23 protein-coding genes are annotated in these 22865 nt (G+C 53.7%); 20 read left to right on the forward strand and 3 right to left on the reverse strand.

The features are described 5' to 3' along the window. Window positions 1-24 precede the first annotated feature (24 nt). The 18 genes from rsmG to CRO33_RS13120 all read left to right on the forward strand — a co-directional run bounded on the left by rsmG (window position 25) and on the right by CRO33_RS13120 (window position 18150). Complete coding sequence (gene rsmG / locus CRO33_RS13035) at window positions 25-642, forward strand: 16S rRNA (guanine(527)-N(7))-methyltransferase RsmG (protein WP_038643976.1); 618 nt, start codon at window positions 25-27, stop codon at window positions 640-642. A 713-nt stretch (window positions 643-1355) separates the two neighbouring features. Beyond that, window positions 1356-1736, forward strand: a complete 381-nt coding sequence (gene atpI, locus CRO33_RS13040; protein ID WP_034830047.1) for a F0F1 ATP synthase subunit I — start codon at window positions 1356-1358, stop codon at window positions 1734-1736. An 8-nt stretch (window positions 1737-1744) separates the two neighbouring features. Continuing rightward, window positions 1745-2563, forward strand: a complete 819-nt coding sequence (atpB, locus tag CRO33_RS13045) for a F0F1 ATP synthase subunit A (protein ID WP_034830046.1) — start codon at window positions 1745-1747, stop codon at window positions 2561-2563. A 50-nt stretch (window positions 2564-2613) separates the two neighbouring features. Next, window positions 2614-2853, forward strand: a complete 240-nt coding sequence (gene atpE, locus CRO33_RS13050; RefSeq protein ID WP_003849523.1) for a F0F1 ATP synthase subunit C — start codon at window positions 2614-2616, stop codon at window positions 2851-2853. 107 nt (window positions 2854-2960) lie between these two features. Next, window positions 2961-3431: a F0F1 ATP synthase subunit B gene (gene atpF / locus CRO33_RS13055; protein WP_034830044.1), complete on the forward strand. Its 471-nt coding sequence runs from the start codon at window positions 2961-2963 to the stop codon at window positions 3429-3431. A gap of 14 nt (window positions 3432-3445) precedes the next feature. Next, the gene (atpH, locus tag CRO33_RS13060; RefSeq protein WP_034830043.1) at window positions 3446-3979 is read left to right on the forward strand and encodes a F0F1 ATP synthase subunit delta; all 534 of its coding nucleotides are present in this window, start codon (window positions 3446-3448) and stop codon (window positions 3977-3979) included. Window positions 3980-3993: 14 nt separating this feature from the next. Next, window positions 3994-5535 carry a F0F1 ATP synthase subunit alpha gene (gene atpA / locus CRO33_RS13065; RefSeq protein ID WP_058961695.1) on the forward strand — a complete coding sequence of 514 codons (1542 nt, stop codon included), beginning with the start codon at window positions 3994-3996 and terminating at the stop codon, window positions 5533-5535. Between the two features lie 52 nt (window positions 5536-5587). Next, a complete protein-coding gene (gene atpG, locus CRO33_RS13070; RefSeq protein WP_034830040.1) occupies window positions 5588-6454 on the forward strand; it encodes a F0F1 ATP synthase subunit gamma in 867 nt (288 codons plus the stop codon). Window positions 6455-6517: 63 nt separating this feature from the next. Beyond that, window positions 6518-7915: a F0F1 ATP synthase subunit beta gene (gene atpD, locus CRO33_RS13075; protein WP_034830039.1), complete on the forward strand. Its 1398-nt coding sequence runs from the start codon at window positions 6518-6520 to the stop codon at window positions 7913-7915. 24 nt (window positions 7916-7939) lie between these two features. After that, complete coding sequence (locus CRO33_RS13080; protein WP_034830038.1) at window positions 7940-8359, forward strand: F0F1 ATP synthase subunit epsilon; 420 nt, start codon at window positions 7940-7942, stop codon at window positions 8357-8359. Window positions 8360-8623: 264 nt separating this feature from the next. Continuing rightward, window positions 8624-9994 carry a bifunctional UDP-N-acetylglucosamine diphosphorylase/glucosamine-1-phosphate N-acetyltransferase GlmU gene (glmU, locus tag CRO33_RS13085; RefSeq protein WP_097118420.1) on the forward strand — a complete coding sequence of 457 codons (1371 nt, stop codon included), beginning with the start codon at window positions 8624-8626 and terminating at the stop codon, window positions 9992-9994. A 244-nt stretch (window positions 9995-10238) separates the two neighbouring features. Beyond that, window positions 10239-12068, forward strand: a complete 1830-nt coding sequence (glmS, locus tag CRO33_RS13090; protein ID WP_097118421.1) for a glutamine--fructose-6-phosphate transaminase (isomerizing) — start codon at window positions 10239-10241, stop codon at window positions 12066-12068. A 176-nt stretch (window positions 12069-12244) separates the two neighbouring features. Further along, on the forward strand, window positions 12245-13288 hold the full coding sequence (gene pstS / locus CRO33_RS13095; RefSeq protein WP_097118422.1) for a phosphate ABC transporter substrate-binding protein PstS: 1044 nt from the start codon (window positions 12245-12247) through the stop codon (window positions 13286-13288). Between the two features lie 90 nt (window positions 13289-13378). Next, entirely contained in the window at window positions 13379-14341 is a 963-nt protein-coding gene (pstC, locus tag CRO33_RS13100; protein WP_034830032.1) for a phosphate ABC transporter permease PstC, read from the forward strand. Continuing rightward, window positions 14338-15225, forward strand: coding sequence for a phosphate ABC transporter permease PstA (pstA, locus tag CRO33_RS13105; protein WP_034830030.1), 888 nt, complete (start codon window positions 14338-14340; stop codon window positions 15223-15225). The genes pstC and pstA overlap by 4 nt, the downstream gene beginning before the upstream one ends. A gap of 44 nt (window positions 15226-15269) precedes the next feature. Next, window positions 15270-16043: a phosphate ABC transporter ATP-binding protein PstB gene (pstB, locus tag CRO33_RS13110; protein ID WP_034830029.1), complete on the forward strand. Its 774-nt coding sequence runs from the start codon at window positions 15270-15272 to the stop codon at window positions 16041-16043. A 14-nt stretch (window positions 16044-16057) separates the two neighbouring features. After that, the gene (phoU, locus tag CRO33_RS13115) at window positions 16058-16792 is read left to right on the forward strand and encodes a phosphate signaling complex protein PhoU (RefSeq protein ID WP_038643963.1); all 735 of its coding nucleotides are present in this window, start codon (window positions 16058-16060) and stop codon (window positions 16790-16792) included. A gap of 119 nt (window positions 16793-16911) precedes the next feature. Beyond that, window positions 16912-18150 carry an MFS transporter gene (locus tag CRO33_RS13120; RefSeq protein ID WP_097118423.1) on the forward strand — a complete coding sequence of 413 codons (1239 nt, stop codon included), beginning with the start codon at window positions 16912-16914 and terminating at the stop codon, window positions 18148-18150. 229 nt (window positions 18151-18379) lie between these two features. Here the strand turns inward: CRO33_RS13120 and yieH are convergent, their stop codons facing one another. Then, window positions 18380-19039, reverse strand: coding sequence for a 6-phosphogluconate phosphatase (gene yieH, locus CRO33_RS13125; protein ID WP_097118424.1), 660 nt, complete (start codon window positions 19037-19039; stop codon window positions 18380-18382). Between the two features lie 150 nt (window positions 19040-19189). On the opposite strand from yieH, the gene CRO33_RS13130 reads away from it, so the two are divergent. Further along, entirely contained in the window at window positions 19190-20503 is a 1314-nt protein-coding gene (locus tag CRO33_RS13130) for an NCS2 family permease (protein ID WP_058961700.1), read from the forward strand. 31 nt (window positions 20504-20534) lie between these two features. Here CRO33_RS13130 and CRO33_RS13135 read toward each other — a convergent pair whose 3' ends face one another. Further along, a complete protein-coding gene (locus CRO33_RS13135; protein ID WP_097118425.1) occupies window positions 20535-21284 on the reverse strand; it encodes a 4'-phosphopantetheinyl transferase family protein in 750 nt (249 codons plus the stop codon). A 291-nt stretch (window positions 21285-21575) separates the two neighbouring features. On the opposite strand from CRO33_RS13135, the gene CRO33_RS13140 reads away from it, so the two are divergent. Beyond that, window positions 21576-22085, forward strand: a complete 510-nt coding sequence (locus CRO33_RS13140; RefSeq protein ID WP_034830017.1) for a flavin reductase family protein — start codon at window positions 21576-21578, stop codon at window positions 22083-22085. 43 nt (window positions 22086-22128) lie between these two features. On the opposite strand, the gene CRO33_RS13145 is transcribed toward CRO33_RS13140, so the two are convergent. Next, window positions 22129-22719: a malonic semialdehyde reductase gene (locus CRO33_RS13145; protein WP_058961702.1), complete on the reverse strand. Its 591-nt coding sequence runs from the start codon at window positions 22717-22719 to the stop codon at window positions 22129-22131. Window positions 22720-22865 lie beyond the last annotated feature (146 nt).

The raw sequence follows: 22865 nt of genomic DNA on the forward strand, positions 1-22865 counted from the left end.
GCCCCCGTTTATGGAACGTTCCTTGTGATTAACAAACTCTCCCAGCTGCTCGATGCGGCAAATATTTCACTTACCGATCAACAAAAACAGCAGCTCGTCGGCTATGTAGAATTGCTGCATAAGTGGAACAAGGCGTACAACCTGACATCGGTGCGCGATCCGCAGCAGATGCTGGTGCGCCATATTCTCGACAGCGTGGTCGTCGAACCGCATTTACAAGGCGAGCGCTTTATTGATGTGGGCACCGGGCCGGGTCTGCCAGGGATTCCGTTAGCCATTGTCCGTCCGCAGGCGCATTTTACGCTGCTGGATAGCCTGGGAAAACGCATCCGTTTCCTGCGTCAGGTACAACATGAGTTAGGGCTCACTAACATCACCCCGGTACAAAGTCGTGTGGAAGAGTTCCCCGCAGAACCACCGTTTGATGGCGTTATCAGCCGTGCCTTTGCTTCGCTGGAAGACATGCTGAACTGGTGCCATCATTTACCGGGCACCTCAGGCCGCTTCTACGCACTGAAGGGGGTGCGTCCGGATGATGAAATTTCAGCCTTGCCTGCGGGCTTTGTGGTGGAGAAGATTGAATCACTGCATGTGCCAGAACTGGATGGTGAACGTCATTTAGTGGTGCTGTCTCGCCAATAGCCATAAAGAAGGTGCGGATTTAACACCAACCGCACCTTTAGTCAGTGAAAACGTCCTGAATAAAAAAACAGCAGTTGAACACTTTTAGTCAAAAGCTTTTATTCGGCAGGGCAGGGTGAGACGGTTAACAAGCGCCACGGAAATTATCCGAAAAGCTCTGTTACATTTAACGAACATTTCACATTTTATTATCAGTTAGATCACTTTATTGGCTGTATTTACCTGCGCAAATAGTCACGTCAGAAAATATAACTCTGCAATAAATCGGCGTGCGTAATATCAGTTTTACGTTTTTATTGCGATGTACGATGTCAATAGAGTGTTTTTATCGAAAATCATGACCTGATATCGGATGGATAATTCTATAGTTATGATAAAAAACAGCTTTCATCACTTTTGAAATCTTAAAATTCATGCTTAAAACAAATTCATTCGCCAGCCTATTGCCTATAATGTGATCTGAAGCACGCTTTAAAAGCAAGCCAACAAGGCAATTTCAGCGATTTAGCTGAGTCATAGTGGAAGGTGATGTTTTGAAAAATAGCCCTCCAGAAAGAAATTTAAATAATTGTTCACCTTTTCGCTACTTACCGATTGAAATCGCAGGTGGCGCCCGTATAATTTGCACGGCTTTTGCTGCTTGACTCAAATGAGTAAAGGCAGTCTTATACGACACGCGACATACCCCGTTCGGGGCAGGAGAGTTCAACGCCATGTCAGTGTCTCTTTACAGTGTGAAATTAGCCCGGACCGTGCTGGTGATCCAGCTGGTGACGTTTGTCATCATCGGTGCACTCTTTACTCTGAAAGATGTTATCTGGGGCGCCTCCGCCATCGCGGGTGGAGCGGCAGCCTGGCTGCCGAATGTGTTGTTTATGTTTTTAGCCTGGCGCCTGCAGGATCAAACGCCTGCCAAAGGTCGTGTGGCCTGGAGCTTCGCCCTCGGTGAAGTGTTGAAGGTCTTCACGACAGTCATTCTTCTCATGGTGGCGTTAGGTGTGTTTGGAGCGGTCTTCTGGCCTCTCGCAATCACTTGGTTATCGGTGCTGGTGGTGCAGATCGTCGCGCCGGCTGTAATTAACAACAAAGGGTAAGAGGCATCATGGCTGCTGGAGAAATCTCTACTCCGCAAGAATACATAGGTCACCACCTGAATAACCTTCAGCTGGACCTGCGTACTTTCGAGTTGGTGAATCCGCACGACGCTCCTGCGACGTTCTGGGTATTAAATATCGATTCCATGTTTTTCTCTGTGGTACTGGGACTGCTTTTCCTGGTGTTGTTCCGTAAAGTGGCAAAAAGCGCCACCAGCGGTGTGCCAGGGAAACTTCAAGCGGCTATCGAACTGGTTGTCGGTTTCGTTGATAACAACGTTCGCGACATGTACCACGGTAAAAGCAAACTTATCGCCCCGCTGGCTCTGACAATTTTTGTCTGGGTCTTCCTGATGAACTTCATGGATCTGCTGCCTATCGATTTGCTGCCGTTTATCGGTGAGCACTATCTTGGCCTGCCAGCGCTGCGCGTTGTGCCGTCTGCAGATGTGAACATCACGCTGTCTATGGCGTTGGGCGTCTTTATTTTGATTCTGTTCTACAGCATCAAAATGAAAGGCATTGGCGGCTTCACCAAAGAACTGACGCTGCAGCCTTTTAATCACCCGATCTTCATCCCAATCAACCTGATTCTTGAAGGTGTTAGCCTGCTGTCTAAACCGGTTTCACTCGGTCTGCGACTGTTCGGCAACATGTATGCGGGTGAACTGATCTTTATCCTGATTGCCGGCTTGCTGCCGTGGTGGTCGCAGTGGGTGTTGAATGTGCCATGGGCCATTTTCCACATCCTGATCATTTCGCTGCAGGCTTTCATTTTCATGGTCCTCACGATCGTCTATCTGTCGATGGCATCTGAAGAACATTGATTTTTTTATCTCAACACTAAGCTTTTAACTGAAACAAACTGGAGACTGTCATGGAAAACCTGAATATGGATCTGCTGTACATGGCTGCCGCTGTGATGATGGGCCTGGCGGCAATCGGTGCTGCGATCGGTATCGGCATCCTCGGAGGCAAATTCCTGGAAGGCGCTGCGCGTCAACCGGATCTGATTCCTCTGCTGCGTACGCAGTTCTTTGTTGTAATGGGTCTGGTGGATGCAATCCCAATGATCGCTGTAGGTCTGGGTCTCTACGTGATGTTTGCGGTCGCCTAAACCTGGTAGCCTTGTTCACTCATGGCACCCGGTGTGATGAGGAACGGATTCTGCCGTTTATCGCTGATAGCGGCAGAGCAAGTTAACTTAATAAGAGGCATTGTGCTGTGAACATTAATGCAACAATCCTCGGCCAGGCCATCGCGTTCATTCTGTTTGTCGCGTTCTGCATGAAGTACGTATGGCCGCCGATCATGGCTGCCATCGAGAAGCGCCAGAAAGAAATTGCTGATGGCCTTGCTTCTGCTGAGCGCGCGAAGAAAGATTTAGATCTCGCGCAGGCCAATGCGACCGACCAGCTGAAAAAAGCGAAAGAAGACGCTCAGGTCATTATCGAGCAGGCGAACAAACGCCGTGCACAGATTCTGGACGAAGCGAAAACCGAAGCTGAGACTGAACGTAACCGCATCGTGGCACAAGCGCAGGCAGAAATCGAAGCCGAGCGTTCACGTGCCCGTGAAGAGCTGCGTAAGCAAGTCGCGTTGCTGGCATTAGCTGGCGCCGAGAAAATCATCGAACGTTCCGTGGATGAAGCTGCTAACAGCGACATCGTTGATAAACTGGTCGCTGAACTGTAAGGAGGGAGGGGCTGATGTCTGATCTGATTACTGTAGCTCGCCCCTACGCCAAAGCAGCTTTTGACTTTGCTGTTGAGCATCAAAGTATCGATCGTTGGCAGACCATGCTGGCGTTTGCCGCTGAAGTGGCTCGCAACGAACAGATGGCAGATCTTCTTTCCGGTGCGCTCGCGCCGGAAGCTTTATCTGCTTCTTTCAACGCGGTATGTGGCGATCAACTTGATGAACCCGCTCAGAACCTGATTAAGGTAATGGCGGAAAACGGACGTTTGACAGCACTTCCAGCGGTACTGGAACAGTACATCCAACTGCGTGACGCTTATGAAGCGACCGCCGAAGTGGATGTGATTTCTGCCAGTACCCTGAGTGACAGCCAGCTGAGTAAAATCAGCGCCGCGATGGAAAAACGTCTGTCACGCAAAGTTAAGCTGAATTGCAAAATTGACAAGTCTGTAATGGCAGGTGTGGTTATCCGTGCGGGTGACCTGGTCATTGATGGTAGCGTACGCGGCCGTCTTGATCGTCTGGCAGACGTCTTGCAGTCTTAAGGGGACTGGAGCATATGCAACTGAATTCCACCGAAATCAGCGAACTGATCAAGCAGCGCATTGCTCAGTTCAATGTGGTGAGCGAAGCTCACAACGAAGGTACTATTGTTTCTGTAAGTGACGGTATCATCCGCGTACACGGCCTGGCCGATGTGATGCAGGGTGAGATGATTGCCCTGCCGGGCAACCGTTACGCTATCGCACTGAACCTCGAGCGTGACTCGGTTGGTGCAGTAGTGATGGGCCCGTACGCTGACCTCGCCGAAGGCATGAAGGTTAAATGTACTGGCCGTATTCTTGAAGTTCCAGTTGGCCGTGGCCTGCTGGGCCGTGTAGTGAACACCCTGGGTGCACCGATCGACGGTAAAGGCGCAATCGACAACGACGGCTTCTCGCCGGTTGAAGTGATTGCACCGGGCGTTATCGACCGTCAGTCAGTAGACCAGCCTGTTCAGACCGGTTACAAATCTGTCGATGCGATGATTCCAATCGGCCGTGGCCAGCGTGAGCTGATCATCGGTGACCGTCAGACCGGTAAAACCGCAATGGCAATCGACGCCATCATCAACCAGCGCGATTCAGGCATCAAGTGTGTCTACGTTGCGATTGGCCAGAAAGCGTCAACCATTTCTAACGTGGTACGCAAGCTGGAAGAACACGGCGCGTTGGCTAACACCATCGTCGTTGTGGCTTCTGCTTCTGAATCCGCTGCACTGCAATACCTGGCGCCATACGCCGGTTGCGCGATGGGTGAGTACTTCCGTGACCGCGGTGAAGATGCCCTGATCGTATACGATGACCTGTCTAAGCAGGCTGTTGCTTACCGTCAGATTTCACTGCTGCTGCGCCGTCCACCAGGTCGTGAAGCATTCCCAGGCGACGTGTTCTATCTCCACTCTCGTCTGCTGGAGCGTGCATCACGCGTAAGCGCTGACTACGTTGAGCGTTTCACTAACGGTGCTGTGAAAGGCCAGACCGGTTCTCTGACCGCGCTGCCAATCATCGAAACTCAGGCGGGTGACGTTTCTGCGTTCGTTCCGACCAACGTAATCTCGATTACTGATGGTCAGATCTTCCTGGAATCGAACCTGTTCAACTCCGGTATTCGTCCAGCCGTTAACCCGGGTATCTCTGTATCCCGTGTTGGTGGTGCTGCACAGACCAAGATCATCAAGAAACTGTCCGGTGGTATCCGTACCGCTCTGGCACAGTATCGTGAACTGGCTGCGTTCTCTCAGTTCGCATCCGATCTGGACGATGCAACGCGTAAACAGCTGAGCCACGGTCAGAAAGTGACCGAGCTGCTGAAACAGAAACAGTATGCGCCGATGTCTGTCGCGCAACAGGGTCTGGTGCTGTTTGCTGCTGAGCGCGGCTTCCTGAACGACGTTGAACTGGCGAAAATCGGCAGCTTCGAAGCCGCTCTGCTGGCGTTCGCAGACCGCGATCACGCTGAGCTGATGGCTGAAATCAACCAAGCGGGCAACTTTAATAACGAAATCGAAGAGAAGCTGAAAGGCCTCCTCGAAACGTTTAAAGCAACCCAGTCCTGGTAATGTCTGGCGGCTTGTCTGAAAAGGCAGGCCGCAAGGCTTTGAGGAGAAGCTAATGGCCGGTGCAAAAGAAATACGTACCAAGATTGGAAGCGTAAAAAATACGCAGAAGATCACCAAAGCGATGGAAATGGTCGCCGCCTCCAAAATGCGTAAAACGCAGGAACGCATGGCGGCCAGCCGTCCGTATGCAGATACCATGCGCAAAGTGATTGGTCACCTTGCTCTCGGTAATCTGGAATACAAGCACCCTTACCTGGATGAGCGTGACGTTAAGCGCGTCGGCTACCTGGTCGTTTCGACTGACCGCGGGCTTTGTGGTGGTTTGAACATTAACCTGTTCAAAAAATTGCTGGCAGATATGAAGGGCTGGGCTGATAAAGGTGTACAGAGCGATCTGGCCGTTATCGGTTCTAAAGGCAATTCATTCTTCGGCTCTGTCGGTGGCAACATCGTGGCACAGGTCACTGGTATGGGCGACAAGCCTGCACTGTCTGATCTTATCGGCCCAGTAAAAGTGATGTTGCAGGCCTATGATGAAGGCCGCATCGACAAGCTGTATATCGTCAGCAACAAGTTTAATAACACCATGTCTCAGACTCCGACCATTACCCAACTGCTGCCGTTACCGCCAGCGGAAGGTGAAGAAGAGATGAAGGCGAAGACCTGGGATTACCTGTACGAACCCGATCCGAAAGCGCTGCTGGATACCCTGCTGCGCCGTTATGTCGAATCGCAGGTTTATCAGGGTGTGGTGGAAAACCTGGCCAGTGAGCAGGCTGCACGTATGGTGGCAATGAAAGCTGCAACCGATAACGGCGGAAACCTGATCAAAGAGCTGCAGTTGGTTTACAACAAAGCTCGTCAGGCCAGCATCACCCAGGAACTTACCGAGATCGTCTCGGGAGCCTCCGCGGTTTAACCAGGCATATATCCTGTCGCGCGAGCGCGGCCGGATATTCTCGTATTAGGTAGAGGATTCAAGATGGCAGCTGGAAAGATTGTCCAGATTATCGGCGCCGTAGTTGACGTCGAATTCCCTCAGGACGCGGTACCGCAGGTATATAGCGCGCTTGAGGTTCAAAATGGTGACGCTCGTCTGGTGCTGGAAGTTCAGCAGCAGCTGGGTGGTGGCGTGGTGCGTACCATCGCCATGGGTACTTCTGACGGCCTGAAGCGCGGTCTGCAAGTTACCGACCTGAAAAAACCGATCCAGGTACCGGTTGGTAAAGCAACCCTCGGCCGTATCATGAACGTATTGGGCGAACCAATCGACATGAAAGGCGACCTGCAGAATGACGACGGCACCACTGTAGAGGTTTCCTCTATTCACCGTGCTGCGCCTTCTTATGAAGATCAGTCTAACTCGCAAGAGCTGCTGGAAACCGGCATCAAGGTTATCGACCTGATGTGTCCGTTCGCTAAGGGCGGTAAAGTCGGTCTGTTCGGTGGTGCGGGTGTAGGTAAAACCGTAAACATGATGGAGCTGATCCGTAACATCGCGGCTGAGCACTCAGGTTACTCGGTATTTGCTGGTGTGGGTGAACGTACTCGTGAGGGTAACGACTTCTACCACGAAATGACTGACTCCAACGTTATCGATAAAGTAGCGCTGGTGTATGGCCAGATGAACGAGCCGCCGGGTAACCGTCTGCGCGTAGCACTGACCGGTCTGACCATGGCGGAGAAATTCCGTGATGAAGGCCGTGACGTTCTGCTGTTCATCGACAACATCTACCGTTACACCCTGGCCGGTACTGAAGTATCAGCACTGCTGGGTCGTATGCCATCTGCGGTAGGCTACCAGCCAACGCTGGCAGAAGAGATGGGTGTGTTGCAGGAGCGTATTACCTCCACCAAGACCGGTTCAATCACCTCTGTTCAGGCCGTTTACGTTCCTGCGGATGACTTGACTGACCCGTCACCAGCAACCACCTTTGCTCACTTAGACTCAACCGTTACGCTGAGCCGTCAGATCGCCTCTCTGGGTATCTACCCAGCCGTTGACCCGCTGGATTCAACCAGCCGTCAGCTGGATCCACTGATCGTGGGTCAGGAGCACTACGACGTTGCGCGTGGCGTGCAGTCTCTGCTGCAGCGTTACCAGGAACTGAAAGACATCATCGCCATTCTGGGTATGGACGAGCTGTCTGAAGAAGACAAACTGTTGGTGGCACGTGCGCGTAAAATTCAGCGCTTCCTGTCTCAGCCGTTCTTCGTTGCTGAAGTCTTCACCGGTTCTCCAGGTAAGTACGTGACCCTGAAAGACACTATCCGTGGCTTCAAAGGCATCATGGAAGGCGAATTCGACCACCTGCCAGAGCAGGCGTTCTACATGGTCGGCGCTATCGAAGAAGCTGTAGAAAAAGCGAAGAAACTGTAATAACGGTTTCCCAGGAGGAATAGTATGGCTATGACTTATCATCTGGACGTTGTCAGCGCGGAGCAACAAATGTTCTCCGGTCTGGTTGAGCGCATCCAGGTGTCAGGTAGCGAAGGTGAGCTGGGTATTTACCCAGGCCACGCCCCGCTGCTGACAGCCATCAAGCCTGGTATGATTCGCATCGTGAAACAGCACGGCGAAGAGGAGTATATCTACCTCTCTGGCGGCGTGCTGGAAGTACAGCCGGGCAGCACGACCGTTCTGGCCGACACCGCGATTCGCGGTGAAGACCTCGACGAAGCGCGCGCGCTGGAAGCGAAACGTAAAGCAGAAGAGCACATGAACAGCAGCCACGGTGATGTGGACTATGCTCAGGCCTCTGCGGAACTGGCGAAAGCTATCGCGAAACTGCGTGTAATCGAGCTGACCAAGAAAGCGATGTAATCAGGCTTTATGCGTCACGAAATGCCAGCCCATTGGGTTGGCATTTTTTTTGCGCGCGATAAATCATCCTGCTTTGGGGGAGGACGATGTTGTCTTGCTCTGCCCGATTTCATCGGCAAAATGCATCGCGTGATGCCCAGGCCGGCACTGGTTTTATCTCCAATCAGCCTTTCATCTTTATCCGCTAATTTCGGTCCGAGAAAAATGTAGTAATCTCAGAGGTAAACCTTACACTTTCGAAAGTTAAATTGAGTCTGGATAGTTATGTCTACAAGCGCGATGAGTGTGGTGATCCTGGCCGCTGGCAAAGGCACCCGAATGTATTCCGATCTGCCAAAAGTTCTGCATAGCCTGGCAGGAAAACCGATGGTTCAGCATGTGATCGATGCCGCGACCGGTCTGGGTGCCCAGCAGGTGCATCTGGTGTACGGTCACGGCGGCGATTTACTGCAAGAGAAACTGGCCCACAACACCCTGAACTGGGTATTGCAGGCTGAACAGCTGGGTACCGGCCATGCGATGCAGCAGGCAGCACCTTTCTTTGCCGATGACGAAGACATCCTGATGCTGTACGGCGACGTACCGCTGATCTCGCAAGCCACTTTACAGCGTTTGCGTGAAGCGAAACCTGAAGGTGGAATCGGTTTGCTCACCGTGGTGTTAGACAACCCTACCGGCTATGGTCGCATCGTGCGTGAAAACGGCACGGTGACCGGCATCATTGAGCAGAAAGATGCCTCAGCAGAAAAGCTTAAGATTCAGGAAATTAACACCGGCATCCTGATTGCAAACGGCGGCGACCTCAAACGCTGGCTGGCGCAGCTCAACAATAACAATGCTCAAGGCGAGTTTTATATCACCGATATCATCGCCATGGCGCATCACGAAGGTCGCGTGATCAACGCGGTACATCCTGCGCGTATCAGTGAGACCGATGGTGTGAATAACCGCCTGCAACTGGCCACGCTGGAGCGTGCCTATCAGAGCGAGCAGGCAGAACAATTGCTGCTGGCGGGCGTCATGCTGCGCGATCCTGCGCGTTTCGACCTGCGCGGTTCGCTGCAACATGGGCGTGATGTCGAGATCGATACCAACGTTATCATTGAAGGCACCGTGACATTGGGCGACCGCGTCAAAATTGGCGCTGGGTGCATCATCAAAAACAGCGTGATTGGTGATGATTGTGAAATCAGCCCTTATTCAGTCCTCGAAGATGCCATCTTAGCCGCTGCCTGCACCGTTGGGCCATTCGCGCGTCTGCGTCCTGGCAGCGAGTTGGCGGAAGAGGCACATGTCGGCAATTTCGTTGAGATGAAAAAGGCCATCTTGGGCAAAGGTTCCAAAGCGGGTCATCTTTCGTATCTTGGCGACGCAGAAATTGGCGCGGGCGTAAACATCGGGGCTGGCACCATTACCTGTAACTACGATGGCGCGAATAAATCGAAAACCATTATCGGCGACAACGTGTTTGTCGGCTCTGATACCCAGTTGGTGGCTCCGGTCACCGTCGCGGCTGGCGCGACCATCGCGGCAGGTACCACGGTAATGAAAGATGTCACCGCCGCCGATTTGGTCTACAACCGCAAAGAACAGAATCAGAAGTCTGGCTGGCAGCGTCCGGTTAAGAAAAAATAAATTTTAAGGGTCGGCAAAGATCGGCCCGTGAAAAAAACTACCCGAACTCATTCGAGTTTCAGAAAGGCGGCAAGCGCGAGTCCTCAGGAGTTGACTGAAGTCAGTGACTAAGGTGAATGCGCATAGCTAACGCACCTGAAATTTGATGTATGAAGGGTAGATCCCCCACTCTCTACAAGGCTCGGGGAATAATCAGGTTAGAAGACAACGCAATGGCCGAAAGCCATGAAGTCAGGAAACTATTATGTGTGGAATTGTTGGTGCAGTAGCGCAGCGTGACATCGCAGAAATTCTGCTGGAAGGTCTGCGTCGTCTTGAGTATCGCGGTTATGACTCTGCGGGTCTGGCCGTTGTCGATCGCCAGGGACATATGACGCGTCTGCGTCGTCTTGGCAAAGTGGCTAATCTGGCCGAAGCCGCAGAGCAGCAGCCACTGATTGGTGGCACTGGTATTGCTCATACGCGTTGGGCAACCCACGGTGAGCCATCAGAAGCCAATGCGCATCCGCATGTCTCTGAGCACATCATCATTGTGCATAACGGCATCATTGAGAACCATGAGCCATTGCGTGCGCAGATGATCGAACGCGGTTACCAGTTTGCCTCAGAAACGGACACCGAAGTGGTGGCGCATCTGGTGCACTGGGAGCAGAAGCAGGGCGGCACATTGCGTGAAGTGGTACTGCGCGTGATCCCGCAACTGCGCGGTGCTTATGGCATGGTGATCATGGACAGCCGCGATCCATCCGTGCTGGTGGCTGCGCGTTCAGGTAGCCCGCTGGTGATTGGCCGTGGCGTGGGTGAAAACTTCATTGCTTCTGACCAACTGGCGCTGCTGCCGGTGACCCGCCGCTTTATGTACCTGGAAGAGGGCGATATCGCCGAGATTACGCGCCGTGAAGTCACCATCATCGATCGTGATGGCAAGCCAGCCAAACGCGCGGAAATCGAATCCACGGCGCAGTACGATGCTGGTGATAAAGGTGCCTATCGTCACTACATGCAGAAAGAGATCTATGAGCAGCCGAACGCGATTAAAAACACCATCACTGGTCGTTTTAATCATGGGCAGATCGATCTCAGCGAACTGGGTGCCAATGCCGAAACCTTGCTGAGCAAGGTTGAGCACATCCAGATTATCGCCTGCGGTACCTCGTATAACTCCGGGATGGTGTCGCGCTACTGGTTTGAGTCGCTGGCCAACATTCCTTGCGATGTGGAAATCGCCTCCGAATTCCGCTATCGCAAATCCGCTGTGCGTAAAAACAGTCTGCTGATCACCCTGTCGCAATCGGGTGAAACCGCCGATACGCTGGCCGCGCTTCGCTTGTCTAAAGAGCTGGGTTATCTCGGTTCGCTGGCCATCTGTAACGTTGCCGGCTCTTCGCTGGTGCGTGAATCCGATCTGGCGCTGATGACCAAAGCCGGCACCGAAATTGGTGTGGCCTCAACGAAAGCCTTCACCACGCAGTTGGTAGTGTTGCTGATGCTGGTGGCAAAACTGGGTCGTCTGCGTGGCATGAAGCCAGAAACCGAGCACGAAATTGTGCATGCGCTGCAGGCATTGCCAAGCCGCATTGAGCAGATGTTGGCGCAGGATAAAGTGATTGAAAGCCTGGCTGAAGGTTTCTCTGACAAGCATCATGCGTTGTTCCTGGGCCGTGGCGATCAGTATCCGATTGCGATGGAAGGCGCGCTGAAGCTGAAAGAGATCTCCTATATTCACGCAGAAGCCTACGCCGCCGGAGAGCTGAAACACGGCCCGCTGGCGCTGATTGATGCCGATATGCCGGTGATCGTCGTTGCGCCGAATAACGAGCTGCTGGAGAAGCTGAAATCGAACATTGAAGAGGTGCGCGCGCGCGGCGGTTTGCTGTATGTATTTGCCGATCAGGATGCGGGTTTCACCGACAGCGAGGGCATGAAAATCATCTCACTGCCACACGTCGAAGAGGTGATAGCACCGATCTTCTATACCGTGCCGTTGCAGCTGCTTTCGTATCATGTTGCGCTGATTAAAGGCACCGACGTTGACCAGCCCCGTAACCTGGCAAAATCGGTTACTGTTGAATAATCTATAAAAAGGGCGGGCCTGCAACGGGTCCGCTTGCTTTTTAAACGGTGTCATATAACTGTCATATTTCGTACATTTCACTGTCATCAAACTGTCCTATTTTCCCTCCAGCAGCAATCACTGACTCCAACTAAAATGGCATTGAGCCTGATTTTTTTAAATCCCCTGGAGGGAACATGACACTGATGCGTACATCCGTAGCCCGAATCCTCGCCGCCACCTTCGCAGTAAGCGCGGTATCTGCTTTTGCAGCCACCGACCTGACTGGCGCTGGCGGTACATTCCCGGCACCGGTTTATGCCAAGTGGGCAGCAGAGTATCAGCAAGCCACCGGTAGCAAAATCAACTATCAGGGTATTGGTTCTTCAGGCGGCGTTAAGCAAATCATCGCTAAAACCGTCGATTTCGGTGCGTCTGATGCGCCGTTAAGTGATGCCGATTTGGAAAAAAATGGTCTGTTCCAGTTCCCTACCGTTATCGGTGGCGTGGTACTGGCCGTTAACATCCCAGGCGTGAAATCAGGTGAACTGACGCTGGACGGCAAAACCGTTGGCGATATCTACCTGGGCAACATCAAAAAGTGGAACGACCCGGCGATCACTAAACTGAACCCAGGCGTGAAACTGCCAGACACCAACATCAACGTGGTTCGCCGCGCAGATGGTTCAGGTACCTCTTTCGTGTTCACCAGCTACCTGTCTAAAGTCAACGCAGACTGGAACAGCAAAATTGGTAAAGGCAACACCGTTAACTGGCCAACCGGTCTGGGCGGTAAAGGTAACGACGGCGTTGCAGCCTTCGTACAGCGTCTGCCTGGTTCAATCGGCTACGTTGAGTATGCTTACGCTAAGCAGAACAACCTGACCTACACCAAACTAATGGATGCAGATGGCAAGCCAGTTGCGCCAAGCGAAACCAGCTTCTCAAACTCTGCTAAAGGCGCAGACTGGAGCAAATCTTTCGCTCAGGACCTGACCTTCCAGAAAGGTGCAGATGCATGGCCAATCTCTTCTACCACCTTCATCCTGATCTACAAAGAGCAGGCTGATGCGGCTAAAGGTGCTGAAGTGATGAAGTTCTTCGACTGGGCTTACAAAGGCGGCAGCAAAACTGCAACCGCACTGGATTACGCTGCGCTGCCAGAAAGCGTTGCTAACCAGATTCGTACTGCCTGGAAAGCGAACATCAAAGACAGCTCAGGCAAAGCGATTTACAAGTAAGCGAATGACCCGGTCAGTCTCCCCTGACTGACCAACCCGATGGGCGGCATGGTATGCCGCCCTGAACTTCCTCTGAGAACCGAGAAACTTATGGCTGCCACTAAGCCGACGTTCAAAGCCCCAGGTAAACAAGGTGACATGATTTTCGGCGCGCTGGTGAAACTTTCCGCGCTTATCGTGTTGTTGTTGATGGGTGGCATTATCGTCTCCCTGATTTTCTCCTCCTGGCCAAGCATCCAAAAATTTGGTTTTTCCTTCTTATGGACCAAAACCTGGGATGCGCCAAACGAACAATTTGGTGCGCTGGTACCGATCTACGGCACCCTCGTCACCTCCATCATTGCCTTAATCATCGCTGTGCCGGTGAGCTTTGGCATTGCGCTATTCCTGACGGAACTGGCACCTAACTGGTTGCGTCGCCCGCTGGGTACCGCAATTGAGTTGCTGGCAGCGATCCCGAGTATCGTTTACGGCATGTGGGGCCTGTTTATCTTCGCCCCGCTGTTCGCTGAGTACTTCCAGACACCGGTCGGCAACATCATGTCGAATATTCCCATTGTGGGTGCCCTGTTCTCAGGCCCGGCATTCGGTATCGGTATTCTGGCCGCTGGCGTGATCCTCGCCATCATGATCATTCCGTACATTGCATCGGTCATGCGTGATGTGTTTGAGCAGACGCCAGTGATGATGAAAGAGTCCGCCTACGGTATTGGTTGCACCACGTGGGAAGTGATCTGGCGCATCGTGCTGCCGTTCACCAAAAACGGTGTAATCGGTGGTGTGATGCTGGGCCTGGGTCGTGCACTGGGTGAAACCATGGCGGTGACCTTCATCATCGGTAACACCTACCAGCTCGACAGCGCCTCGCTGTTTATGCCGGGCAACAGTATCACCTCCGCGCTGGCGAACGAATTCGCTGAAGCTGAATCCGGTGTGCATGTTGCGGCATTGATGGAACTGGGTCTGATTCTGTTCGTGATTACCTTTATCGTACTGGCCATCTCCAAACTGATGATCCTGCGCCTGGCGAAGAGTGAAGGAGCCCGTTCATGACCGCTATCGAAATGCATGCTCGTGCTGAGCTGGAAGCCTCGCGCCGTAAAATGCAGGCACGACGCAGCGCTAAAAATAAAGTGGCACTGACGCTGTCGATGCTGACCATGGCCTTTGGCCTGTTCTGGCTGGTGTGGATTCTGTTCACTACCGTCACCAAAGGCATTGATGGTCTGAGCTGGTCACTGTTCACTGAATCGACCCCGCCACCGAACACCGCAGGCGGTGGTTTAGCCAACGCCCTGGCGGGCAGTGGGTTACTCATTCTGTGGTCAACGGTGTTCGGTACACCGCTGGGCATCATGGCCGGTATTTATCTTGCCGAATATGGCCGTAAGCACTGGCTGGCGGAAGTGATTCGCTTCATCAACGACATCCTGTTGTCAGCACCGTCGATTGTGGTGGGCCTGTTCGTCTATACCATCGTGGTGGCACAGATGCAGCACTTCTCTGGCTGGGCGGGTGTGGTGGCGCTGGCGCTGTTGCAGATTCCTATCGTGATTCGTACCTCAGAAAACATGCTGCGTCTGGTACCAGACAGCATGCGTGAAGCGGCTTATGCACTGGGTACGCCGAAGTGGAAGATGATTTCGGCCATTACGCTGAAAGCTTCAGTCTCCGGCATTATTACCGGTGTCCTGCTGGCCGTGGCACGTATCGCGGGCGAAACCGCACCGCTGCTGTTTACTGCGCTGTCGAACCAGTTCTGGAGTACCGACATGATGCAGCCGATCGCGAACCTGCCGGTGACGATTTTCAAATTCGCCATGAGCCCATTTGCCGAGTGGCAAAGCCTGGCATGGGCGGGTGTGTTGATCATTACCCTGTGCGTGCTGCTGCTGAACATTGTCGCGCGAGTGGTTTTCGCCAAGGGCAAACATTAATTTCCCGGCGCGGCTTCGGCGGCGCTGCACATGAGAGATGAGCAATGAGTATGGCAACGACTTCTGCCGGTAAAATTCAGGTTCGCAATCTGAACTTCTATTACGGAAAGTTTCACGCTCTGAAGAACATTAACCTGGATATCGCGAAGAACCAGGTCACCGCCTTCATCGGACCATCAGGTTGTGGTAAATCCACCCTGCTGCGCACCTTCAACAAAATGTACTCGCTCTACCCTGAGCAGCGTGCTGAAGGTGACATTCTGCTGGATGGCGACAATATTCTGGCTTCCCATCAGGATATCGCCCTGCTGCGCGCACGCGTTGGCATGGTGTTCCAGAAGCCAACGCCGTTCCCGATGTCGATTTATGACAACATCGCGTTTGGCGTGCGTCTGTTTGAAAAGCTGTCACGTGCCGATATGGACGAGCGTGTGCAGTGGGCGCTGACCAAAGCCGCGCTGTGGAATGAAACCAAAGACAAGCTGCATCAGAGCGGTTACAGTCTCTCCGGCGGTCAGCAGCAGCGTCTGTGCATCGCACGCGGTATCGCGATTCGCCCGGAAGTGCTGTTGCTGGATGAGCCATGCTCAGCCCTCGACCCGATCTCTACCGGTCGTATTGAAGAGCTGATCACCGAGCTGAAGCAGGATTACACCGTGGTGATCGTGACGCACAACATGCAGCAGGCCGCGCGTTGTTCTGACCATACCGCTTTCATGTATCTGGGCGAGCTGATCGAATTCAGCGACACCGATACACTGTTTACCAAGCCCGCGCAGAAGCAGACCGAAGATTACATCACCGGTCGTTACGGCTGATTCAGGAGACGCACATGGACAATTTGAATCTGAACAAACACATCTCCGGTCAGTTCAACGCGGAGCTGGAACACATTCGCACCCAGGTGATGATCATGGGTGGCATGGTTGAGCAGCAGCTTACCGATGCCATTACCGCGATGCACAACCAGGATGGCGAGCTGGCACGTCGCGTGATCGACGGTGATCAGAAGGTCAACATGATGGAAGTGGAGATTGATGAAGCCTGCGTGCGCATCATCGCCAAACGTCAACCTACCGCCAGCGACTTGCGTCTGGTGATGGCAATCATCAAGACCATCTCTGAGCTGGAACGTATCGGTGACGTCGCTGAGAAAATCAGCCGCACGGCGCTGGAGAAGTTCAGCCAGCAGCACCTGCCTCTGCTGGTGAGTCTGGAGTCTCTGGGTCGCCACACCGTGCAGATGCTGCATGACGTGCTGGATGCCTTCGCGCGTATGGATCTGAATGAAGCCATTAAGATCTATCGTGAAGATAAGAAGGTCGACAAAGAGTACGAAGGCATTGTGCGTCAGCTGATGACCTACATGATGGAAGATCCCCGCACCATCCCAAGTGTACTGACGGCGCTGTTCTGTGCCCGCGCCATCGAGCGTATCGGTGACCGTTGCCAGAACATCTGCGAAATTATCTTCTATTTCGTTAAAGGTCAGGATTTCCGTCACGTTGGCGGCGACAAGCTGGATGAACTGCTGTCAGGTGACGACGGCAGCAATAAACCCTCTTAATTGCCGTTTCGGCTGCCTGTTGCCACTGTGGCAAACAGGCAGCCATCTTCATTTCTGATTGGTCTCCGCGATTCCCTCTCTTTATACTTGGCGCACTTTTTTCTGCCAGGTGCTGTTAAATGTCTTCCCCAATAACGAAAAAAAACGCCGTGACGCCGGCAAAAGCGATGGTTGCTGCCATTAGTGGCTATGCGATGGACGGCTTCGATCTGTTAATTCTGGGCTTTATGTTACCGGCGATCAGCGTCTCGCTGGCGCTCGATCCCTCTCAGGCCGGTTCGCTGGTCACCTGGACGCTGATCGGCGCGGTGATCGGTGGCATTGTGTTTGGTCATCTCAGCGATCGCTATGGTCGTATCCGTATTCTTACCGTGACGATCCTGATGTTCTCAATCTTCACCGGGCTGTGCGCGGTGGCGCAGGGCTACTGGGATCTGTTGGCCTATCGCACGCTGGCGGGCGTGGGCTTAGGCGGTGAGTTTGGTATTGGCATGGCGCTGATTGCGGAAGCCTGGCCGAAGGAGAAGCGTAATCGCGCCTCGGCATGGGTCGGCATCGGCTGGCAGCTCGGTGTGCTGCTGGCGGCGTTTATTACTCCACCGCTACTGAGTGTGATCGGCTGGCGCGGCATGTTCCTGGTGGGCCTGTTGCCTGCACTGGTGTCGTTTGTGATTCGCCGTAGCATGGGCGAGCCGGAAGGCTTCACGCGTCACGTTGAGAAGACGCCGCAGCTATCATTCGCCGCACGCATCAAATTGCTGTTCGCCGACCGCGCCACCAGTAAAGCCAGCCTCGGGATTTTCATCCTCTGCTCAGTGCAGAACTTCGGTTACTACGGCTTGATGATCTGGATGCCGAGCTATCTGTCATCGAGCTTTGGATTCAGCCTGACCAAATCCGGCTTGTGGACAGCGGTGACCGTGGTCGGCATGACCTTTGGCATCTGGCTGTTTGGTGTATTGGCCGATCGCTTCGCGCGCTGGAAGATTTTCCTGCTGTACCAGTTTGGCGCAGTGGTGATGGTGGTGGTGTATGCGCAGCTGCGCGATCCTACCGTGATGTTGTTCACTGGCGCGATCATGGGGATGTTTGTGAATGGCATGATTGGCGGCTACGGTGCGCTGATCTCCGACACTTTCCCACCGCAGGCGCGTGCCACTGCGCAGAACGTACTGTTTAACCTCGGGCGCGGTGTTGGCGGCTTTGGTCCGCTGGTGATTGGCCTGCTGGCGGCGCAAATATCCTTTACTGCGGCCATCACTTTGCTGGCGCTGATTTATCTGTTGGATATCGTTGCGACACTGTTCCTGCTGCCGAAGAAACAGAGCAACGAGGATTCACTGGGCGCGATTGGCTAAGGCGTTTAGGTTACCTGGTGCGCATAAATGCGCACCCTATTAGATCTGCGAACAGATCAAAATCGCACATCGGCCTCTGTAGAGGCAGCACCAGGTTCCACCGGGCACAGAGGTAACAGATCAGACCGACCACAGAGGTAACACTTTTGGGGTCAGTCGATTTGCATCCTGCATTGCCCGGACATCGTGCGCCGGTTTCTGCAGGGGCGACATTCATGACGCCCTGGGTTTACACCAAATCCCAACCCCGTGCGCGCCACAGTGCGGGCAGTTGCGTCATATCATCAAAGCGCGTCACCAGCGGATGATCCAACTCCGGATTGTGCGCATCAGCGCAGTAGTAAAATACCGGAATGCCCGCCGCGATCCCCGCACGCGCACCGGCTTCTGAATCATCCACCAGAATGCACTTCTCAATCGGCACCTGCATTTGCTCCGCCGCGTGATACATCAATTCCGGATCGGGCTTCCAGTGATTGATGTCGTATCCGCTGTACAGCCGACCTTCGAGGTACGGCAGCATGCCGGTTAAGCCCAGCGAGTGCTGCATCTTCTTCACTGTCCCGTTCGAGACCACGCACATCGGCACTTTCACGCTTTCCACCAGCGCTTTGGCACCGGCAATCGGCTTTAGGTCGAGGTCAAACAGGCGGGCGACATCTGCACGATACGCCGTTTCGAACTCGTCTAACGGCACCTCTTTCTGATGCTGCGCCAGTACATCCCGCACGATGTCATAGAGCTTTACCCCTTTGTACTGCTCAAACATCTGCTGCAAAGAGAGCTCAATACCGTATTGGGCAAAGGTGTTGATGTAGGATTGCGTACAGATCACTTCACTGTCGACCAGCGTACCGTCGCAATCGAAAAACACACATTCAACTGACATCGCACATCATCCTTTTATTAAACAGCCAGCTGACACTCTAGCGCACTGAGCGTAGAAAGCGACCCCGGCAACCGTTTGCGAATAATCAGTGTTTTGCTGCGCTAAAATCTATAGGATACGCGGCGATAAATTTTTTTCCGGGACAGTTGAATGAACAATCAGGGCTTGTTGCAGCGCATCTTTAAGCTGCAGGAACACGGCACAACCGCGCGCACCGAAGTGATCGCCGGTTTCACGACTTTCCTGACGATGGTGTATATCGTCTTTGTAAACCCGCAAATTCTGGGCGCCGCAGGCATGGATACTCAGGCGGTGTTTGTCACCACCTGTTTGATAGCGGCCTTTGGTAGCATCCTGATGGGGCTGGTGGCGAACTTGCCGGTCGCGCTGGCACCGGCGATGGGGCTGAACGCCTTCTTCGCGTTTGTGGTGGTCGGCGCGATGGGTTACTCATGGCAGGTAGGTATGGGCGCGATCTTCTGGGGCGCACTGGGTCTGCTGATCCTCACGCTGCTGCGTGTGCGCTACTGGATGATTGCTAATATCCCGATGAGTCTGCGCGTCGGCATCACCGCCGGTATCGGCCTGTTTATCGCCATGATGGGCCTGAAAAACGCCGGTATCATCGTGCCGAATGCCGACACCATTGTGACAGTCGGGAACCTGACCTCGCATAGCGTACTGCTGGGGGCGCTGGGCTTCTTCATTATCGCGATTCTGGCCTCACGCAATATCCACGCGGCGGTGCTGGTATCGATTGTGGTCACTACGGCGATTGGCTTAGCCATTGGCGATGTGAAATTCAGCGGCGTGTTTGCCGCGCCGCCCGCCGTGACCGCAGTTGTGGGTCAGGTCGATATTAAAGGGGCGTTCAACATCGGCATGGCGGGGGTGATCTTCTCCTTTATGCTGGTCAACCTGTTCGACTCTTCCGGCACGCTGATCGGTGTCACCGATAAGGCCGGATTGACCGATGAAAAGGGCACTTTCCCGCGTATGAAGCAGGCGCTGTATGTTGATAGCATCAGCTCGGTGACCGGTTCGCTCATCGGCACCTCTTCAGTGACGGCGTATATCGAAAGCTCTTCCGGCGTGGCGATTGGTGGCCGTACCGGCTTGATGGCGGTCATCACCGGGATTCTGTTCCTGCTGGTGATGTTCCTGTCACCGCTGGCCGCGATGGTGCCTTCTTATGCGGCAGCAGGTGCGCTGATCTATGTGGGAGTCTTGATGACGGCGTCACTGTCACGCGTGCGCTGGGACGATCTCACCGAAGCGGTCCCGGCGTTTGTCACGGCGGCGATGATGCCATTCAGCTTCTCGATCACCGAAGGTATCGCGCTGGGCTTCATCTCGTACTGTGTGATGAAGCTTGGCACAGGACGCTGGCGTGAAATCAGCCCGTGCGTGGTGATTGTTGCCCTGCTGTTTGTGCTAAAAATCGCGTTTATCGACGCGCACTAAAAACAACAGGCCGCGATTGCGGCCTGTTTTGTTAGAGATGTCCGATTTCCTGGGGGGTGGGAGTGAGGCTGGTCAGACGCAGCGAGCGCGGGCCAATATTCGGTTTGCTCATTTCAACGTCGCGCAATGGCTGCCATTGCTGTTGTGCATCAATCTCCCACAGGCATAAGCGCTCAGTGCCCGGAGAGAGCGCGCACGACCACACTAGCATCGGCTCAGCATCACAGACCGCCTGAATATCCGGAAACACGCTGGAGCGCAGACGGCCGGCAGCAGGGTGCAACTGCAGCGAACCGGCACCGTTCTCACTTTCACCGGTTAATTTGAGAATGCTCTGGCGCAGCGTCCAGATTTGCGTCACCGCTTCCATAAAATCCTGCTGCGCGTTGATCCACGCTTTCTCACCCGATGAGAGATCCTGCGTGAGCGTGTCCTGCGTCTGACGGCTGTGGGCGCGGACAATCTCCATATCCAACCCCGCACGTCCGCCTTCTTCCGCCAGCAGCACACCGACCATATTACCGGCGTACGCAATGCTGAAGTCAGGGAGGTTGGGATCGGCAAAGCAAGGGCGTCCGCTGCTGGTGGTGATGAGCGGCGGCAGTTCACGAATGCCATAGACGCGCAGCATCAGCTGAGCCAGCAATTCGCGTGCGGCGAGAAAACGGCTACGGCGCTTGTCAGGGAAGCGCTCGGCGCTGTTAATCACATCCTGTGGAACCCGAAACAGCTCTGAAGAGAGCGGCGAGTTACCCATCCAACGTACAAAATGACTAGCCATCTGTCGCTCCGTGAAAATGGTCAGATAATCATCAGCGCTATTGTAGGAATTTTCTCAGAGGTTTGCATCCGGCATAACATGTAATGACCAAAAATCAGATAAGACCGAAGCGGCGGCTAATCCCATCAGTTGAATTTGCATATAACGCTTTTGCTGATTTTGCGCGGATAGGGTGCCGTAAAGTCTGAGGTAGTGTAGGATTTGGGCAACCAAAAGCACATCTAAGTGCGTGAACAATCCACCTCAAGATAATCGTGCCCATCGCAGCAGCATGCACGTCGGAGTTTTTTTATGTCAGTAACTTCACTTACTCGCCAGGAATCAATCTCACTTGATGAATTTCGTCATGGTATGCGCCGCCTGACCGCAGGCGTTTCTTTAGTGACCACTGAGTTTCAGGGCGAAAAGCTGGGTCTGATTGCGACCTCCGTTAGCTCACTGGCTGCTGAGCCGCCAAGCTTGCTGGTGTGTGTTAACCGTAGTGCATCCAGCCACGACGCATTTGTGAATGCTGGCCATTTCGCTGTGAACGTCTTGCGAGAACAGCATGACGATTTATGCGCGCAGTTCAGTCAGTCTGCACGTCGCGCAGAACGCTTCCAGAGCGGTGAGTGGCAAACGCTGAACACCGGTGCACCGGTGCTGGCTGATGCATTGGTGAGTTTTGACTGCCAGCTGGAGAAAGTGGTGGAGTGGAATACGCACAGCGTGCTGCTGGCGCGCATCGTTGGCATTTCACTGCCAGGTGAAGCGGCGGAGCCGATGGTCTATTTCAACAGCGGTTTTCACTCGCTGGGTTAATGTGAGTGACAGGCGTCGCGCAATGCCCGACGCCTGGAATCAATCAGGCAAATTTGCAGGCTTCATCAAAGCCGAGACGCGGTAAACGCGCATGCAGTTTGCTGGCTTCGCCATAGCCCAGATTAATCAGTAAATTCACCTGCCATTTGCTTTCGCTAAAGAAGGCTTCATTGACTTTTGACGGGTCAAAACCGGACATCGGGCCGGCATCCAGCCCCAGCGAACGCGCCGCCAGAATTAAATATCCTGCCTGCAGGCTGCTATTGCGGAAAGCCGTCTCTTTAGCCAAATCCGGGCTGCTGGTGAACCAGCTACGCGCATCACCGTGCGGGAAGAGTTTGGGCAGCGCTTCATAGAACTCAGGATCCCACGCCACGATCACCGTTGCCGGTGCTGCCATGGTTTTGTCCACGTTGCCGGAGGAGAGCGCAGGTTTCAGCTTCTCTTTGCCTTCCTGCGAAGTGACAAACACGAACCGTCCTGGTGAACAGTTGGCTGAAGTCGGGCCGAGCGCGGTCAGGCTATAGAGTTGCTGCAGCACATCGTGAGAAATCGGTTTGTCCTGCCAGTAGCTGTGGGTGCGAGCGTCATTGAACAGCGCGTTCAGCGCCACGCTGTCGAGCGGTGTACTCATGTTTCTCTCCTGTTCAGGCAGCAACTTGCGCCTAATGTTTAGCATGAATCGTGGGTGAGGCCGATACGCTTTAGCACGGGCCAGCGATCGTTATACTGCAAAGGAGAGGGGGTGCCAAATAACAAAGACGCATGTTTCCCCCAACC

The organism is Pantoea sp. GL120224-02, from assembly GCF_900215395.1.
In the GTDB taxonomy this organism is placed as follows: domain Bacteria; phylum Pseudomonadota; class Gammaproteobacteria; order Enterobacterales; family Enterobacteriaceae; genus Pantoea; species Pantoea communis.